Consider the following 15,181-nt stretch of genomic DNA (forward strand, 5'->3'; position numbering starts at 1 on the left):
TTCCAGCGATAGAAACGAAAAACGCCGCCTCATTGCTGAGACGGCGTTTCTATCTTGTCAGGGTGACGCTTCACCCGAAAGATGCTTACTCGCGCTCTTCGATGATCTCGACGAGGTGCGGGATCGAACGGACCATGCCGCGGATCGAGGGGGTGTCCTCGAGCTCACGGGTCTTGTGCATCTTGTTCAGGCCCAAACCGATCAGGGTCTGGCGCTGCTTGGCGGGGCGACGGATCGGGGAGCCGATCTGCTTAACAACGATAGTAGCCATGTGAATCAAGCCTCTTCGGTTGCGGGTGCATCATCGCGCTTGGGCAGAATGTCGGCGACTTTCTTGCCACGGCGCTGAGCCACCTGACGCGGGGACTGCTGGTTACGCAGACCGTCCAGCGTTGCGTGGATCATTGCGTAGGGGTTCTGCGAACCGGTCGACTTGGCGACAACGTCCTGAACGCCCAGCATTTCGAACACGGCACGCATCGGACCACCGGCGATGATACCAGTACCGGTCGGCGCGGTGCGCATGGTGACCTTACCGGCGCCAGCGTGACCTTTCACGTCGTGGTGCAGGGTGCGGCCTTCTTTGAGCGGCACGCGGATCATGTTGCGCTTGGCCTGCTCGGTCGCCTTACGGATGGCTTCGGGCACTTCTTTCGCTTTACCCTTGCCAAAGCCGACGCGGCCTTTTTGGTCGCCAACCACCACGAGGGCTGCGAAGCCAAAGCGCTTACCACCCTTGACGGTCTTGGACACACGGTTGATCGCAACCAAGCGATCTGCGAATTCCGGTGCTTCCTCGCGTTCGCGACGGTTGCCCCGGCGGTTTTCACGTTCTGCCATTTGGCATTTCCTTTTCAGATTGGTGCCCAAGAGCACCGAGTTTTTCCAATCCAAGTGAAGCCAAGGCTTCCCGGATCATCGAGGCATCTCTGCCTGCAAAAAGGTGCGCCCCGCAAGGCGCACCCCTCAAACAACCGAAGTTGCTTAGATCTTCAGACCACCTTCACGCGCAGCGTCGGCCAGAGCCTTCACCTTGCCGTGGAACAGGAAGCCACCGCGATCGAAATACGCGGCCTCGACGCCGGCTGCCTTGGCACGCTCTGCGATTGCAGCGCCCACTTTTGCAGCGGCTTCGACGTTGTTCTTGCCAACAACACCCAGCGACGGCTCGAGGGTCGAGGCTGCGGCGAGGGTCTTGCCCGCCACGTCGTCGATGAGCTGCACCGAGATGTTCTTATTCGAACGGTGAACCGAAAGGCGAACGCGACCGGCGTTGACCTTGCGAAGCTTGTTCCGGACGCGCATGCGGCGCTTTTGGAACAGTACACGTTTGCTGTTTGCCATTGCCTTGCGTCCTTACTTCTTCTTGCCTTCTTTGCGGAAGATGAATTCGTCTTTGTAACGAATGCCCTTGCCTTTGTAAGGCTCGGGGCGACGCCAATCACGAATGTTCGCCGCAACCTGACCAACCTGCTGAGCGTCATGGCCTTCGACCACGATTTCAGTCTGCTTGGGGCAAGTGATGGTGATCCCTGCCGGAATGGCAAAGTCCACATCATGCGAGTAACCGAGGTTCAGCTTGAGGGTGTTGCCCTGCAGAGCTGCACGGTAACCAACGCCGTGGATTTCCAGTTCCTTTTTAAAGGTGTTCTGGACGCCGTGCACCAGGTTCGCAACCATCGTGCGGGACATGCCCCACTGCTGGCGTGCGCGCTTGGACTTGCCACGCGGGGTGACAGCAACAGCGTTGTCTTCGACGGTGATGGTGACGTCATCGGTCGCCGTGAAGGTCTGGGCGCCTTTCGGGCCCTTCACTTCGATGGTCTGACCAGAGACAGAGGCGGTCACACCCGAGGGCAGTTCGACCGGCTTCTTACCAATACGAGACATTGTCAGGCCTCCTTAGAATACGGTGCAGAGCACTTCGCCGCCGATGTTGGCTGCGCGCGCTTTGGCATCCGACATCACGCCCTGAGACGTGCTGACAATCGACACGCCCAGACCCTGACGGACCTGCGGAATGTCACTGACGCCCATGTAGACGCGACGGCCGGGCTTGGAAACGCGCTTGACTTCGCGGATCACCGGGGTGCCCTCGTAGTACTTCAGTGCGATTTCAAGCGTCGGGTGACCGCGCTCATCGGTGCCTTTTTCGTAACCACGGATGTAGCCTTCGTCCGCGAGCACATCCAGAACCCAAGCGCGCAGCTTGGAGGCCGGGGTGGACACGGTGGACTTGCCACGCATCTGAGAGTTACGGATACGGGTGAGCATATCGCCGATAGGATCGTTCATCTTATACCCTCCCTTACCAGCTGGATTTCACGACGCCGGGCAGCAGACCGTTCGAGCCCAGCTCACGCAGCATGATACGCGAGATGCGCAGCTTGCGGTAGTAGGCGTGCGGACGGCCAGTCAGCTGGCAACGGTTGTGCAGACGGCTGGGCGCAGAGTTGCGCGGCAGCTTTGCAAGCTTCAGGCGCGCCTTGAAGCGCTCTTCCATCGGCTTGGATTCGTCGTTTGCGATCTCTTTCAGCGCGGCACGCTTGTCGGCGTACTTTGCCACCAGACGCTGGCGCTTCTTCTCGCGCTCGATCATGGATTTTTTGGCCATGTCTCTCGCTCCTTACGCGTTGAACGGCATGTTGAAATGCTTCAACAGCGCCTTGGCTTGAGCGTCGGCGGAGTGGTCCCCGTATGCCTTCGCGTTCGTGGTGATGATGATGTCCATACCCCAGACTTCGTCGACCTTGTCGAACTCGATCTCGGGGAACACGATGTGCTCTTTCAGACCCATGGCAAAGTTGCCACGGCCATCGAATGCCGGTTTCACGCCGCGGAAGTCACGGATGCGGGGCATCGCGATCGTCACGAGACGGTCAAGGAATTCGTACATGCGCACATCACGAAGGGTCACCTTCGCACCGATGATCATGCCTTCACGCAGGCGGAACGGCGCGTGGCTGTTCTTTGCCTTGGTGCCGACGGCCTGCTGGCCGGCGATCTTGGTCAGATCTTCGATGGCGGATTTCGCCTTCTTGGAATCACGGACAGCCTCTGCACCGCAGCCGATGTTCAGGACGATCTTGTCCAGACGCGGGATCTGCATGTCGTTGGTGTAGCCAAACTCTTCCTTCATCGCTGCCTTGATGGAGTCAGCGTAGGTCGATTTGAGGCGCGGGGTGTAGTTTGCAGCGTCAAGCATCAGATCACGTCCCCAGTGGTTTTGGCGAAGCGCACTTTCTTGCCGTCTTCCATGCGGAAGCCAACACGCGATGCTTTGCCGTTTGCGTCGACGATGGCCAGGTTGGACAGGTCGATCGGAAGCGCCTTGGGCATGCGGCCACCTTGGGTGGTCTGCGACTGGCGCACGTGACGGATGGCGACGTTGATGCCTTCGACCACGGCCTTGCCGGCCTTGGGGTCAACGGACTGGATTTCGCCGGTCTTGCCCTTGTCCTTGCCGGACAGAACGATGACCTTGTCACCTTTTTTCAGCTTGGCAGCCATTAGAGCACCTCCGGAGCGAGCGAGATGATCTTCATGAAGTTCTTGGAGCGCAGCTCGCGAACAACCGGCCCGAAGATACGGGTGCCGACCGGCTCATTCGAGTTGTTCAGAATGACGGCAGCGTTACGGTCGAAGCGAATGGCGGTGCCATCTTCACGACGAACTTCTTTGGCGGTGCGCACGACGACGGCCTTGCGGACGTCACCCTTTTTCACGCGACCACGCGGAATTGCTTCCTTGACCGACACCACGATGATGTCGCCCACGGATGCATAACGACGGTGCGAACCGCCGAGGACCTTGATGCACTGAACTTTCCGGGCACCGGAGTTGTCAGCAACATCCAGATTGGTCTGCATCTGGATCATTTGGTTTCTCCCGACCTTTGGGGGTTGTTCTTATTCAGCCCCCCAGGGTTTCGATGATGTTGGAACATCACCGCAGGAATAACGTCAGCCCCGGATGGACTCCGGGGCAGTCACATTATTCTGCGATCACTTCCCAACGTTTCGTTTTCGACTTGGGTGCGCATTCGATGATGCGAACGGTATCGCCGACAGCGAACTTTTCCGCCTCGTCATGAGCGCGGTATTTCTTGGTACGCTTCACCGTCTTTTGCAGAACCGGGTGCTTGAAGCGACGCTCGACCAGAACGGTCACGGTCTGGCTGTTGGCATTCGAAGTGACGGTGCCGCTCAGGATACGCTTGGGCATGGTCTTACGCCTCCGACGCCGCAGCAGCGGCTTTCTGGTTCAGTACGGTGTTCACACGGGCCACGTCACGCTTGACTTGGCGGACACGTGCGGTGTTCTCGAGCTGGCCGGTGGCCTGCTGGAAGCGCAAGTTGAAGGCTTCTTTCTTGAGAGCGACAAGCTCTTCCCGGAGCTGATCCGGGGTCTTGTCGTGCAGTTCCTTGGCGTTCATCGCCTTTTCCTTTTCCTTTCACCAGCAAGCTCCGGACGGTTGGTTCCGGGTTACCCGTGCACCTGGTGAGTTTCAGACAAAAAACGGCACCGGTGCGCGCAAGGCGCACTGATTCCGTCTCTACGTGCATGAGGGCCGTCTATAAGCCGGTGCTGCGAGTCTGGCAAGGGGCTTGATCACCCTTTTTTCATTGGCCCGGCAGAGTCTCGCCCGGCGGGATTTGGACCCGCGAAACCGCCGCACGATCCGCCCCGAAATCGGCATTTGACCAAGGCCCGGTAAGACTTAATTAACCGTTTCGAAGTTACCAAGCGTCAAGTTTTGGGGAGTGCTGAAATGTCTGACATTTTGCGGGATGCACCGGCGTGTCCAAAGGCCGCCGACTGCGGACGACGCGCCTACGCCGAGCGTTTGCGCACCTATATGGCGCAATTCCGCATGGCGGATGCCGAGCGGCAGGATGGCTATGTCCAAAGCCTGCTTGAATGGTCCACCCATCCCGAGGACGAGTGCCCTACTCCCACTTGTAGTTAAAGCTGACGCTGATGCGGTCGTCTTCGGACATGTTCATGGGGACTTCGTGGCGCAGCCAGCTTTCCCACAGCAGAACGTCGCCCACGGCGGGCGCTTCGTAGACGAAGGCCTTGAGTTCTTCGCGACAGGCTTTGCGGCGGGTCGGCGCGGCCATCATAAAGCCCAGACGCGGGTCTTCGAGTTTCAGCGCAGATGCACCGTCGGGCATGGCCACGTAGGTCGTGCCGGAAATCACTGAATGCGGGTGGATGTGCAGGCCGTGGTTGCCGCCTTCGGGCAGGATGTTGATCCACAGGTCTTCGAGCACCAGCTTCTTGTCCGCCAGTTCGAATTCGAGGTCTTCGGCAAAGGCGGCGACGTGCTGGTCCAGCGACTTGACCAGATCACCAAAGATCGGAAAGCGCCACGGCAGGTCGGTCAACGAGGCATAGGACGTGTAGCCCGGATAGCCCTCTTTTTCGCACCACTCCTGACCCGCCTCGTCATCCTCGGCGATGGAATAGCAAGACCCCTCCAGCTCGGACGCGTCGATGTCGGGACCGAATTCCGACAGGCGCGCGCGATACAGGCGGGTGGCAAAAAGCGAACGGATCGTGGCCATGGGCTTGGCTCCTTTTGGCAAGGCTCGGCCCGCTTATGCGCCCAGCCCCCATTGATGCGCAAGAGGGCGGTTTGACGCCCGGCGCACCCAAACCATTAAAACGAAAAAGGCCCCCCGCACCTGGCGGGAGGCCCTTAAATCACTCTCGAAGAAACTTACCAGTCTTCGCGCACGACGACGCGGGTTTTCACCGGCAGTTTCATCGCGGCGAGACGCAGGGCTTCGCGCGCGACTTCTTCGTTGACGCCGTCGATCTCGAACATCACGCGACCCGGCTTGACCTTGCAAGCCCAACGGTCGACGGAGCCCTTACCTTTACCCATACGAACTTCGATGGGCTTGGCAGTGATCGGGGTGTCCGGGAAGATGCGGATCCAAACGCGACCCTGACGCTTCATGTGACGCGTCATGGCACGACGGGCTGCTTCGATCTGGCGCGCGGTGACTCGCTCGGGCTCGATGGCCTTGAGGCCATAGGTGCCGAAGTTCAGATCGGAACCGCCCTTTGCAAGGCCTTTGATCCGGCCTTTGTGCATCTTGCGGAATTTAGTACGCTTTGGCTGAAGCATATCGCTTACCTCCGGTCATCGCGACGACCACCAGCACCACGCGGTGTCGGGCCGTCCTGGAGTTCTTGCGCCTTGCGATCACGCGCTGCCGGATCGTGCTCCATGATCTCACCTTTGAAGATCCAGACCTTGATGCCGATGATGCCGTAGGGCGTTTCCGCCTCAACGTTTGCGTAATCGATGTCAGCGCGCAGGGTGTGAAGCGGAACGCGGCCCTCACGGTACCATTCGGTACGCGCGATTTCCGCACCGCCCAGACGACCAGCGACGTTCACACGGATACCCAGGGCACCCATACGCATGGCGTTCTGCACGGCGCGCTTCATTGCACGGCGGAAGGAAACACGGCGCTCCAGCTGCTGGGCGATGGATTCGCCAACCAGCGTTGCGTCGAGTTCCGGCTTGCGCACTTCAACGATGTTCAGGTGCAGTTCGCTGTCGGTCATGTTCGACAGTTTCTTGCGGAGAACCTCGATGTCGGCGCCTTTCTTGCCGATGATCACGCCCGGACGCGCGGTGTGAATGGTCACACGGCACTTCTTGTGGGGGCGTTCGATGATCACGCGGGCGATGCCGGCCTGCTTGCACTCTTTGTGGATGAAATCGCGGATTGCGAGGTCTTCCAGCAGGAGATCACCATAGTCTTTGGTGTCAGCGTACCAGCGGCTGTCCCAGGTACGGTTGACCTGAAGACGCATGCCGATCGGATTGGTCTTGTTACCCATTAGGCTTGCTCCTCGACCTGACGCACCTTGATGGTGATTTCCGAGAACGGCTTGTTGATGCGACCAAAGCGACCACGAGCCCGCGGACGACCGCGCTTCATGACCAGGTTCTTACCAACATAGGCCTCGGCGACGACCAGTTCGTCGACGTCCAGACCGTGGTTGTTCTCGGCGTTGGCGATAGCGGACTGAAGGCATTTCTTCACGTCGATCGCGATCCGCTTCTTGGAGAAGGTCAGATCGGTCAGCGCTTTGTCGACCTTCTTGCCGCGGATCAGCTGAGCCACGAGGTTCAGCTTCTGCGGAGACGTGCGCAGCATGCGCAGCTTGGCCATCGCTTCGTTGTCCGCCACGCGGCGGGGATTTTTATCCTTGCCCATGGCTTACTTCCTCTTGGCTTTTTTGTCAGCCGCGTGACCGTAGTAGGTCCGGGTCGGCGAATATTCACCGAACTTCTGGCCGATCATGTCTTCGGTCACGTTCACCGGAACGTGCTTCTGGCCGTTGTACACGCCAAACGTCAGACCCACGAACTGGGGCAGAATCGTCGAGCGACGCGACCAGATTTTGATGACTTCGTTCTTGCCGGATTCGCGCACTTTTTCCGCCTTTTTAAGGACGTAAGCGTCAACGAAAGGGCCTTTCCATACAGAGCGTGCCATAGGTTACCGCCCCTTCTTCTTGGCGTGCCGCGAGCGGATGATCAGCTTCTGGCTTGCCTTGTTGGTGTTGCGGGTGCGCTTGCCCTTGGTCGGCTTGCCCCACGGGGTCACCGGGTGACGACCACCAGAGGTACGGCCTTCACCACCACCGTGCGGGTGGTCGATCGGGTTCATAACGACACCGCGGACGGACGGACGCTTGCCCATGTGGCGGACGCGGCCTGCTTTACCCAGGTTCTGGTTGCTGTTGTCGGGGTTCGACACAGCGCCAACCGTGGCAAGGCATTCCTGACGCACGAGGCGCAGTTCGCCCGAGGACAGGCGGATCTGAGCGTAACCACCGTCACGACCCACGAACTGAGCGTAGGTACCGGCGGCACGTGCGATCTGACCACCTTTACCGGGCTTAAGCTCGATGTTGTGGACAATCGTACCGATCGGCATGCCCGAGAACGGCATGGTGTTGCCCGGCTTGATGTCTGCCTTCGCGGAGGAGATCACCTTGTCGCCAATGGCAAGACGCTGGGGTGCGATGATGTAGGCTTGCTCACCGTCGTCATACTGGATGAGAGCGATGAATGCGGTGCGGTTGGGGTCATATTCGATACGAGCAACGGTGCCCGACACGTCAAACTTGTTCCGCTTGAAATCGACGATACGATAGAGACGCTTTGCGCCACCGCCGCGGCGGCGTGCAGTAATCCGTCCGGTGTTGTTCCGGCCGCCCTTTTTCGTCAGACCCTCGGTGAGGGCTTTGACGGGACGTCCTTTGTACAGCTCCGAACGGTCGATCAGCACCAGCCCGCGCTGGCCCGGCGTCGTCGGCTTATACGACTTGAGTGCCATGCTTTCTGTCTTCCGTAAGCTTGGGGATCCGTGTGGATCCTATGTGATAAGCCCCCCGAAGGTGGCCATAGGTATAGGCCCCCGAAGGTGCCCGATGGGTCCGTTCCGGGGTTGGCAAGCCCACCCTCAGAACAACAGCAAAGCCCCGGAACGAATCCCGGGGCTAGGCCGATGGGGCTAGTTACGAGACAGCGGGCCTGCGGTCAAGCGCTACATCGCCTTGCCTCGGGTTCTAAAAGGCATAATCCGGCGAGGACTCGCCCAAGACGGCTTCGGACCGGGCGATGGCGTCGCGTTCCAGCGGGATCAGCTGCCCTTTGAGGAGGATTTGCTCGGTCAGGTAGCGGCGGACAAAGGGCTCGCGGCCCATCTCTTCGATCTGGGCGACGTGGCGCAGTTCGTGGACCAGCAGCCAAGGCGCATCGGCCAGCTTGGGGCGGACGTGAATCGCATAGCCGGTGGTCAGCCCGCCGACCTGACGAAAGCTGAAACCGGGGGTATCGCCGGGAAACTTGGACGTGACCCAGACACGGACCATTTCGGGGCGCTGGACGCCGACGGCGCGGGCCTGTGCGGTCTCTGCTGCGGTCAGAGGTCTCCCCTGCCCCAAAGCGACCGCCTCGGCGGCATTCATCGCAGCAAGAAACGCCGGAGCCTGCGCGTCGATCCGCGCCAACACTTCGGGCGGCGGCGAAGCAACCAAGGCCAAGTCCTGTGCGGACAATTCGGGTGGAGTTTGGGAGCAGGCCGCCAAAAAAGCGAACAGAATGATAGGTTTATTGATCAGGAAACGCACAACACAGCACCACTCAATTTGACGCGACCACAGTAACGCTAAAACACGAAACGCTGGCCGTCAAAGTCATAGCATTGCAGTTCCTTATACGAAGACTCTTCGAGCACTGCGCGCTGCGCATCGGTTTTCGGCCCGTTTTCTATCACTTCAACCCACTGCCCACCGGCTTCGGAATTGAAGTTTGTTTCCGCAATTTCCACACCCGTCGTTGTCAGGCAAATGCGCGCACAATCGTCACCGAATTTCGTCGACTCACGATGAAACGAAATTTCTGTTTCGTCGCGAAAGGGAAAAAGGCCACCAAGACCATCGTGAGTTACCATCACCTCGCCGGCCTCAGTATAACCTTGTAGAGAAGGAACAAAGAAATGGATGCCCTCGGAAAGGATGCCTTGCCCCATATCTGACGTCGTGACGTGAAATCCGTAGGCACCTGGCCGGAATTCGAAAAGTCCAAATTCGGCGTCGGGGATACCTCCCCAAGAACCAAGCACACCCGCGCCGATTTGATAGCTCACCAACGCCCATCCAGTGGCCGTTTTGCGGTAATCAAAGGTCGTCAGAAGCCCAGGACAAGCGTGGCAGCCATTCGTGTCCGACACGACAAACGCCAGCGCTCTGTTCGCATCGTACGGCATCTCAAGGATCGCTTTGGCGAGATGATTATAGAACGGCCCGATTTCGGTTCCATCCTCAAGCACGCGATCCGTCCGGGGCGGCATCACGTCTGCAATATCGTCCACCACACGCGCGACCGACGGACCGCCCTGTCGATTAACGCGTTCGGCCAAGTCTTGTGACGAAAGACCAGTGTCCTTCGCCGAAACTCCCTGTGACAAGGCCCACAAGAGGCCAACGAAACCGAACACGATGCCCCAGAACAAAGCGGTCTGAATGCGCGTCCAAAACGAAGTTCTTTGTCTGTCGTGTGCCATGGTGTGCTCCTGTTCATGAGGCGTTAACCTTTGCCTCAAGAGCTATGCCGCAACAGGGTTAATGGGACTTTAATATCTTCCGCGACCAAACGGAAAAGGCCCCCGCATTGCTGCGAGGGCCTTCGGAATTAGCGATCCAAACCTGACTTACAGGCCGGTGGATACGTCGATGGTGTTGCCCTCTTCGAGAGTGACATACGCCTTCTTGACGTCTTTCCGCTTGCCGATGCGGCCGCGGAAACGCTTGACCTTACCTTTGGTGATGGTGGTGTTGACCGCCTTCACCTTCACGCCGAACAGAGCTTCGACCGCTTCTTTGATCTGCGGCTTGGCTGCGTCGATGGCCACTTCGAAAACCACTGCGCCGTTTTCGGACGCCATGGTGGATTTCTCGGTGATGATCGGCTTACGGATCACGTCGTAGTGTGCTGCAGTCGCGCTCATTTCAGTCGTGCCTCCAGTGCTTCGACGCCCGCTTTGGTGAGCACCAGAGTGTCACGCTTGAGGATGTCGTAAACGTTTGCGCCAATGGTCGGCAGAACGTCCAGACCGTCGATGTTGCGTGCGGCCTGAACGAAGTTCTCGTTCACGTCGGCGCCATCGATGATCAGTGCGCGCTTCCAACCCAGAGCCTTGACCTGGTTGGCCAGGGTCTTGGTCTTGCCGTCGGTGTCGATGTTCTCGATGATCACCAGCGAGCCGGTCTTGGCCTTGGCGGACAGAGCCAGCTTCAGACCCAGAGCGCGGACCTTTTTCGGCAGGTCGTGTGCGTGCGAACGCGGGGTCGGACCTTTGTAGATGCCACCCTTGCGGAAGATCGGCGCCTTGCGGGAACCGTGACGTGCGCCACCGGTACCTTTTTGGCGATAGATCTTCTTGGTCGAGTAAGACACTTCCGAACGGGTCTTGACCTTGTGCGTACCGGCCTGCGCCTTGTTGCGCTGCCAGCGGACGACGCGGTGCAGAATGTCTGCGCGGGGTTCGAGATCAAAGATCTCGTCGGTCAGGTCGACCGAACCGGCAGCTGCGCCGTCGAGTTTGATGACGTCGAGTTTCATTCTTCGCCTTCCTTCTGCTCAGCCTCGGCAGCCGGAGCTGCGGCGGTTTTCAGCGCGGCGGGGACAGCAGCGTTCTCGGGGAACGGCTTTTTGACGGCGTCCTTGACGGTCACCCAGCCACCCTTGGAACCCGGCACGGCGCCCTTGATCATGATCAGGCCACGCTCTGCGTCGGTCTTGACGACCTGCAGGTTCTGCGTGGTGACACGAACGGCACCCATGTGGCCGGCCATTTTCTTGCCCTTGAACACCTTGCCCGGGTCCTGACACTGACCGGTCGAACCGTGCGAGCGGTGCGAGATGGACACACCGTGCGTGGCGCGCAGACCGCCGAAGTTGTGGCGCTTCATCGCACCGGCAAAACCTTTACCGATGGTGGTGCCTGCAACGTCAACGTACTGACCTTCGAAGTAGTGCTCTGCGGAGATTTCCGCGCCCACTTCGATCAGGGCGTCTGCATCAACGCGGAACTCGGCGACCTTGCGCTTGGGTTCAACGTTGGCCGCTGCAAAGTGGCCGCGCATCGCCTTGGAGGTGCGCTTGGCCTTAGCCGAGCCTGCGCCCAGCTGAACAGCGGTGTAGCCGTCTTTTTCTTCGGTGCGCTGTGCGACGACCTGAAGGCCATCGAGTTGCAGCACGGTTACCGGGATCTGCTTGCCGTCTTCCATGAAGAGACGGGTCATGCCGATCTTCTTTGCGATCACTCCTGAACGCAGCATGAGCAGCCCTCCTTAAACCTTGATCTCGACGTCAACGCCAGCGGCGAGGTCGAGCTTCATCAGGGCGTCAACGGTCTGCGGGGTCGGATCGACGATATCCAGCATACGCTTGTGCGTACGGATCTCGAACTGATCACGCGACTTCTTGTTGACGTGCGGGCCACGCAGAACGGTGAATTTTTCGATTTTGTTCGGCAGCGGGATGGGACCGCGAACCTGTGCACCGGTGCGCTTGGCGGTGTTCACGATTTCCTGGGTGCTGGCGTCCAGCACGCGGTAATCAAACGCCTTGAGCCGGATACGGATGTTCTGGTTCATTTGAACAGCCTTATTTTGGCATTGAGGTTGAGAGGAGGACCCGCGACCACCGCGCACCCTCATCGAACCTTAAGGGCGGAGAATCACCCCGCCCTTTCATTCCTGATAGGAATTGGTGCCCTTTACAGGGGGTAAGTGAGTCTGGCAAGGGGCCGCTTGGATTTTCCTGCCCCTGCCGGGCCTCAGGCCGCCGAACGGTGAGCGCTACGCGCTTGGCTGACGATGCCCTTGTCGAAGAGGCGCGCGATTTCGCCGTCATCCAGCCCCGCCACCTCTGCGAGGATTTCCTCGGAGTGCTCGCCCAGCACCGGCGCGGGCGCGGCCGGAACACGGTCAAAGGCGGAAAACTCCATGGGCGTGCCCGGCACCGGGTAGGACGGCAAGCCGGGATGGCTTTGCATGGTGAACATCGGGTTGTCGGGGCCAAGGTCCGGGTCGGCCTTTAACGCTTCGGGCAGCGAGCGGAACGGCGCCCAGGTCAGCCCGCCCTTGTCAAAGGTCTGCGCCACCTCGGCCAAGGGGCGCGCCGCGAACCAAGGCGTCAGGATCGCGGTGATGCGGTCGCGCTGCATCCAGCGGTCGCCCTCGCGGCGCAGGTTCGCCCCGGTTTCACGCTCCAGCGCGGCCATATCCTCGGCGGTGCCAGTGGCGGTGACGATGCCTTTCCACTGGCGGTCCGTCAGGCCGATCACCATGACGCGCTGGCCGTCGGCGCAGACAAAGTCCTGCCCGTAGGCTCCGTACAGCGCGTTGCCGGCGCGCGGACGCGACTCGCCGGTGGTGGCCGCTTCGGCGAGCATCCCAAGGTGGCCCATGGTGGCGGCGGCGGCATCTTTCAGCGAAAAGCACACCTCTTGCCCCTGCCCCGTGCGCAGGCGGTGGCGCTCTGCCGCCAGCAAAGCGGACACCACCATATTCCCGGCGGCAATGTCCCACGCGGGCAAGGCGTGCGCCACCGGCGCGCCGTCCACAGGCCCGGTCATGTGGGGAATGCCCAAGGACGGGTTCACCGTGTAATCGACCTGCGGCCGCCCGTGCCGATCGCCGGTCAGCGTGACCATGACCAAGTCCTTGCGCTCTTGGCTGAGGGTCTCGTAGTCCATCCAGCCGCGCACCCGCAGGTTGGTCAGGAACAGCCCCGCGTCATCGCCCGGCGCGGTCACGATCCGGGTCACCAACTCGCGGCCCTCTTCGGATTTCAGATTCACGGCGATGGATTTCTTGCCCTTGTTCAAGCCTTCCCAAAACAGGCTCCGGCCATCGGGGGCCACCGGCCAGCGGTTGGCATCGAGGCCGCCGCCGATGCGGTCAAAGCGGATCACCTCTGCGCCCATCTGCGCCAAGGTCATCCCCGCCAGCGGGACCGCCACAAAGGCCGAGCCTTCGACCACGCGGATACCCTTGAGGATCGTCATACGGTTTCCTCCCAGATCGCGGTGGCCTGCATCCCTTGGTGACCGTCCTGCGCGGTGCACAGCGACAGCGCGCCGTCCTCTTCGAGCGCCACGATGTCTACGGCCCCGGCGAAAACCGGGTGCACGCCGCGATAGTGGAAATCCACCGGGGCGCGGCCTTTGTGCTCGGTGGCAGCCTGCATCAGCAGGGTGGCCTGCAAGGGGCCGTGAACGACAAGGTTGGGGTAATGCTCGGTGTCGCGGGTGTATTCCAGATCGTAGTGAATCCGGTGCGCGTTGAAAGTCAGCGCCGAGTAGCGGAATAGCAGCTTTTCGTTGGCGTCGATCTGCTCGGATAGGACAGGGTTTGCGGGCACCGGGCGCGCCTTGGGGGCGGTGTAGCGGTCGGGCATCGGCAGGTAGACGATGTCCTGGCGTTCGACCACGGACAGCCCCTGCTGGCCAAAGATCCGGTGCTCGACGGTGACGAACATCATGTCGCCCGCCGCGCCCTCTTTCTTTTGGATGTCCTGAATGGTCGACTTGCGGGTCATCGTCTCGCCCACATGCAGCGGCGCAAGGAACGACAAAGAGCCGCCAGCCCACATCCGGCGCGCGTTCGGCATCGGCGGCAAAAAGCCACCAGGACGCGGGTGCCCGTCGTCGCCCAGCTCCTCCATCGAGGCGATCGGCGGGAACCCGGCCCAGTGCCACAGCAACGGCAGACGGTCGCCCGGCTTGGGCGCTGCGGTTCCGGGACGGCCAATGGTTGCGTGCATCATGGCAGCTTGGCGCGCGTCAAGGCCGCCAAGCTCGTCGGCCATACGTCCGGTCCATGCGAGTAAATTGATCTGATCCATAGCGTCTCCTCCCGCTGTCTTGAGCGGAGTAATGGCGCGACTCTTCGGAAAAAATCAAATGTTTTTATGCACTTAGGTGGATACAACGGTATACTGTATTGGCATACCGTGGAGTGCCGTTTCGTTTAACCATTGAATAAATTGACAGAAACCCATGCTGCAAATGCAAACGCTGCGGCGCGGCGAGAGGGCAAAAAAATTTCGCGGCAAAGTGGTTTTGCGCAGGTTTCTGAGGTCGCTTGGGTGAATCGGGAAAGGCCACGCAGACCGCACGGAAAAAGGGCGCCCCGAGGGACGCCCTTTTCATTGCCGAATTCGCGAAGCGAATTAGGCGATGACTTTGGACACAACGCCGGAACCAACGGTGCGGCCGCCTTCGCGGATTGCGAAGCGCAGACCGTCTTCCATTGCGATCGGAGCAATCAGCTCGACCACGAACTTCAGGTTGTCGCCCGGCATAACCATCTCGGTGCCCTCGGGCAGCTCAACGGTGCCGGTCACGTCGGTCGTGCGGAAGTAGAACTGCGGACGGTAGTTCGCGAAGAACGGCGTGTGACGGCCACCTTCTTCCTTGGTCAGGATGTAGACCTCGGCTTCGAACTTGGTGTGCGGGTTCACAGAGCCCGGCTTACACAGAACCTGACCACGCTCAACCGCTTCACGGTCGATACCACGCAGCAGCGCGCCGATGTTGTCGCCTGCCTCACCGCGGTCCAGCAGCTTGCGGAA

Annotated in this window: 27 protein-coding genes; 1 reads left to right on the forward strand and 26 read right to left on the reverse strand. The window is 60.2% G+C overall.

What is annotated here, in order from left to right; all coding sequences use genetic code 11:
* Positions 1–85: 85 nt before the first annotated feature.
* The 11 genes from rpmD to rpmC all read right to left on the reverse strand — a co-directional run bounded on the left by rpmD (position 86) and on the right by rpmC (position 4,435).
* Complete coding sequence (gene rpmD, locus B9A11_RS11570; protein WP_058247677.1) at positions 86–271, reverse strand: 50S ribosomal protein L30; 186 nt, start codon at positions 269–271, stop codon at positions 86–88.
* A 5-nt stretch (positions 272–276) separates the two neighbouring features.
* On the reverse strand, positions 277–840 hold the full coding sequence (rpsE, locus tag B9A11_RS11575) for a 30S ribosomal protein S5 (RefSeq protein WP_058247678.1): 564 nt from the start codon (positions 838–840) through the stop codon (positions 277–279).
* Between the two features lie 144 nt (positions 841–984).
* The gene (gene rplR / locus B9A11_RS11580) at positions 985–1,344 is read right to left on the reverse strand and encodes a 50S ribosomal protein L18 (RefSeq protein ID WP_058247679.1); all 360 of its coding nucleotides are present in this window, start codon (positions 1,342–1,344) and stop codon (positions 985–987) included.
* Positions 1,345–1,356: 12 nt separating this feature from the next.
* Positions 1,357–1,890, reverse strand: coding sequence for a 50S ribosomal protein L6 (gene rplF / locus B9A11_RS11585; protein WP_058247680.1), 534 nt, complete (start codon positions 1,888–1,890; stop codon positions 1,357–1,359).
* Between the two features lie 12 nt (positions 1,891–1,902).
* Positions 1,903–2,295, reverse strand: a complete 393-nt coding sequence (rpsH, locus tag B9A11_RS11590) for a 30S ribosomal protein S8 (protein ID WP_058247681.1) — start codon at positions 2,293–2,295, stop codon at positions 1,903–1,905.
* Between the two features lie 13 nt (positions 2,296–2,308).
* The gene (gene rpsN, locus B9A11_RS11595; RefSeq protein WP_058247682.1) at positions 2,309–2,614 is read right to left on the reverse strand and encodes a 30S ribosomal protein S14; all 306 of its coding nucleotides are present in this window, start codon (positions 2,612–2,614) and stop codon (positions 2,309–2,311) included.
* A gap of 12 nt (positions 2,615–2,626) precedes the next feature.
* Positions 2,627–3,205, reverse strand: coding sequence for a 50S ribosomal protein L5 (rplE, locus tag B9A11_RS11600; protein ID WP_058247683.1), 579 nt, complete (start codon positions 3,203–3,205; stop codon positions 2,627–2,629).
* Entirely contained in the window at positions 3,205–3,510 is a 306-nt protein-coding gene (gene rplX, locus B9A11_RS11605; RefSeq protein WP_058247684.1) for a 50S ribosomal protein L24, read from the reverse strand. The genes rplE and rplX overlap by 1 nt, the downstream gene beginning before the upstream one ends.
* The gene (gene rplN / locus B9A11_RS11610) at positions 3,510–3,878 is read right to left on the reverse strand and encodes a 50S ribosomal protein L14 (RefSeq protein WP_058247685.1); all 369 of its coding nucleotides are present in this window, start codon (positions 3,876–3,878) and stop codon (positions 3,510–3,512) included. Before rplN ends, rplX begins: the two co-directional genes overlap by 1 nt.
* A 115-nt stretch (positions 3,879–3,993) precedes the next feature.
* Positions 3,994–4,224, reverse strand: a complete 231-nt coding sequence (gene rpsQ, locus B9A11_RS11615; protein WP_058247686.1) for a 30S ribosomal protein S17 — start codon at positions 4,222–4,224, stop codon at positions 3,994–3,996.
* A 4-nt stretch (positions 4,225–4,228) separates the two neighbouring features.
* Positions 4,229–4,435, reverse strand: a complete 207-nt coding sequence (gene rpmC, locus B9A11_RS11620; protein WP_058247687.1) for a 50S ribosomal protein L29 — start codon at positions 4,433–4,435, stop codon at positions 4,229–4,231.
* Between the two features lie 336 nt (positions 4,436–4,771).
* Between rpmC and B9A11_RS21135 the strand changes: the two genes are divergently transcribed.
* The gene (locus B9A11_RS21135; protein WP_143595860.1) at positions 4,772–4,969 is read left to right on the forward strand and encodes a hypothetical protein; all 198 of its coding nucleotides are present in this window, start codon (positions 4,772–4,774) and stop codon (positions 4,967–4,969) included.
* Here B9A11_RS21135 and B9A11_RS11625 read toward each other — a convergent pair.
* The 15 genes from B9A11_RS11625 to B9A11_RS11695 form a co-directional block, all read right to left on the reverse strand.
* Positions 4,950–5,570, reverse strand: coding sequence for a 2OG-Fe(II) oxygenase family protein (locus B9A11_RS11625; RefSeq protein ID WP_058247688.1), 621 nt, complete (start codon positions 5,568–5,570; stop codon positions 4,950–4,952). The two genes, B9A11_RS21135 and B9A11_RS11625, sit on opposite strands and share 20 nt — an antisense overlap.
* A 155-nt stretch (positions 5,571–5,725) precedes the next feature.
* Positions 5,726–6,139 carry a 50S ribosomal protein L16 gene (rplP, locus tag B9A11_RS11630; protein ID WP_058247689.1) on the reverse strand — a complete coding sequence of 138 codons (414 nt, stop codon included), beginning with the start codon at positions 6,137–6,139 and terminating at the stop codon, positions 5,726–5,728.
* Positions 6,140–6,144: 5 nt separating this feature from the next.
* Entirely contained in the window at positions 6,145–6,864 is a 720-nt protein-coding gene (rpsC, locus tag B9A11_RS11635) for a 30S ribosomal protein S3 (protein WP_058247690.1), read from the reverse strand.
* A complete protein-coding gene (gene rplV, locus B9A11_RS11640) occupies positions 6,864–7,244 on the reverse strand; it encodes a 50S ribosomal protein L22 (RefSeq protein ID WP_058247691.1) in 381 nt (126 codons plus the stop codon). Before rplV ends, rpsC begins: the two co-directional genes overlap by 1 nt.
* Before the next feature lie 3 nt (positions 7,245–7,247).
* On the reverse strand, positions 7,248–7,526 hold the full coding sequence (rpsS, locus tag B9A11_RS11645) for a 30S ribosomal protein S19 (RefSeq protein ID WP_058247692.1): 279 nt from the start codon (positions 7,524–7,526) through the stop codon (positions 7,248–7,250).
* 3 nt (positions 7,527–7,529) lie between these two features.
* Positions 7,530–8,372 (reverse strand): 50S ribosomal protein L2, encoded by an 843-nt coding sequence (rplB, locus tag B9A11_RS11650; RefSeq protein ID WP_058247693.1) that lies wholly within the window; start codon positions 8,370–8,372, stop codon positions 7,530–7,532.
* 232 nt (positions 8,373–8,604) lie between these two features.
* The gene (locus B9A11_RS11655; protein WP_058247694.1) at positions 8,605–9,075 is read right to left on the reverse strand and encodes a hypothetical protein; all 471 of its coding nucleotides are present in this window, start codon (positions 9,073–9,075) and stop codon (positions 8,605–8,607) included.
* Positions 9,076–9,206: 131 nt separating this feature from the next.
* The gene (locus tag B9A11_RS11660; protein WP_143595861.1) at positions 9,207–10,103 is read right to left on the reverse strand and encodes a hypothetical protein; all 897 of its coding nucleotides are present in this window, start codon (positions 10,101–10,103) and stop codon (positions 9,207–9,209) included.
* A gap of 147 nt (positions 10,104–10,250) precedes the next feature.
* Complete coding sequence (locus B9A11_RS11665) at positions 10,251–10,547, reverse strand: 50S ribosomal protein L23 (protein ID WP_058247696.1); 297 nt, start codon at positions 10,545–10,547, stop codon at positions 10,251–10,253.
* On the reverse strand, positions 10,544–11,161 hold the full coding sequence (gene rplD / locus B9A11_RS11670; RefSeq protein WP_058247697.1) for a 50S ribosomal protein L4: 618 nt from the start codon (positions 11,159–11,161) through the stop codon (positions 10,544–10,546). Before rplD ends, B9A11_RS11665 begins: the two co-directional genes overlap by 4 nt.
* Complete coding sequence (gene rplC, locus B9A11_RS11675) at positions 11,158–11,880, reverse strand: 50S ribosomal protein L3 (RefSeq protein ID WP_058247698.1); 723 nt, start codon at positions 11,878–11,880, stop codon at positions 11,158–11,160. Before rplC ends, rplD begins: the two co-directional genes overlap by 4 nt.
* Before the next feature lie 12 nt (positions 11,881–11,892).
* Entirely contained in the window at positions 11,893–12,198 is a 306-nt protein-coding gene (gene rpsJ, locus B9A11_RS11680; RefSeq protein ID WP_058247699.1) for a 30S ribosomal protein S10, read from the reverse strand.
* A 182-nt stretch (positions 12,199–12,380) separates the two neighbouring features.
* Complete coding sequence (locus tag B9A11_RS11685) at positions 12,381–13,613, reverse strand: CoA transferase (RefSeq protein ID WP_058247700.1); 1,233 nt, start codon at positions 13,611–13,613, stop codon at positions 12,381–12,383.
* Positions 13,610–14,452, reverse strand: coding sequence for an HTD2 family dehydratase (locus B9A11_RS11690; RefSeq protein WP_234988803.1), 843 nt, complete (start codon positions 14,450–14,452; stop codon positions 13,610–13,612). The genes B9A11_RS11685 and B9A11_RS11690 overlap by 4 nt, the downstream gene beginning before the upstream one ends.
* Before the next feature lie 327 nt (positions 14,453–14,779).
* Positions 14,780–15,181: EF-Tu C-terminal domain-related protein (locus B9A11_RS11695; RefSeq protein ID WP_459551252.1), on the reverse strand; the 402-nt coding region annotated here is incomplete at its 5' end.

The sequence above is a fragment of the Tropicibacter naphthalenivorans genome, assembly GCF_900176475.1.
GTDB lineage: Bacteria > Pseudomonadota > Alphaproteobacteria > Rhodobacterales > Rhodobacteraceae > Tropicibacter > Tropicibacter naphthalenivorans.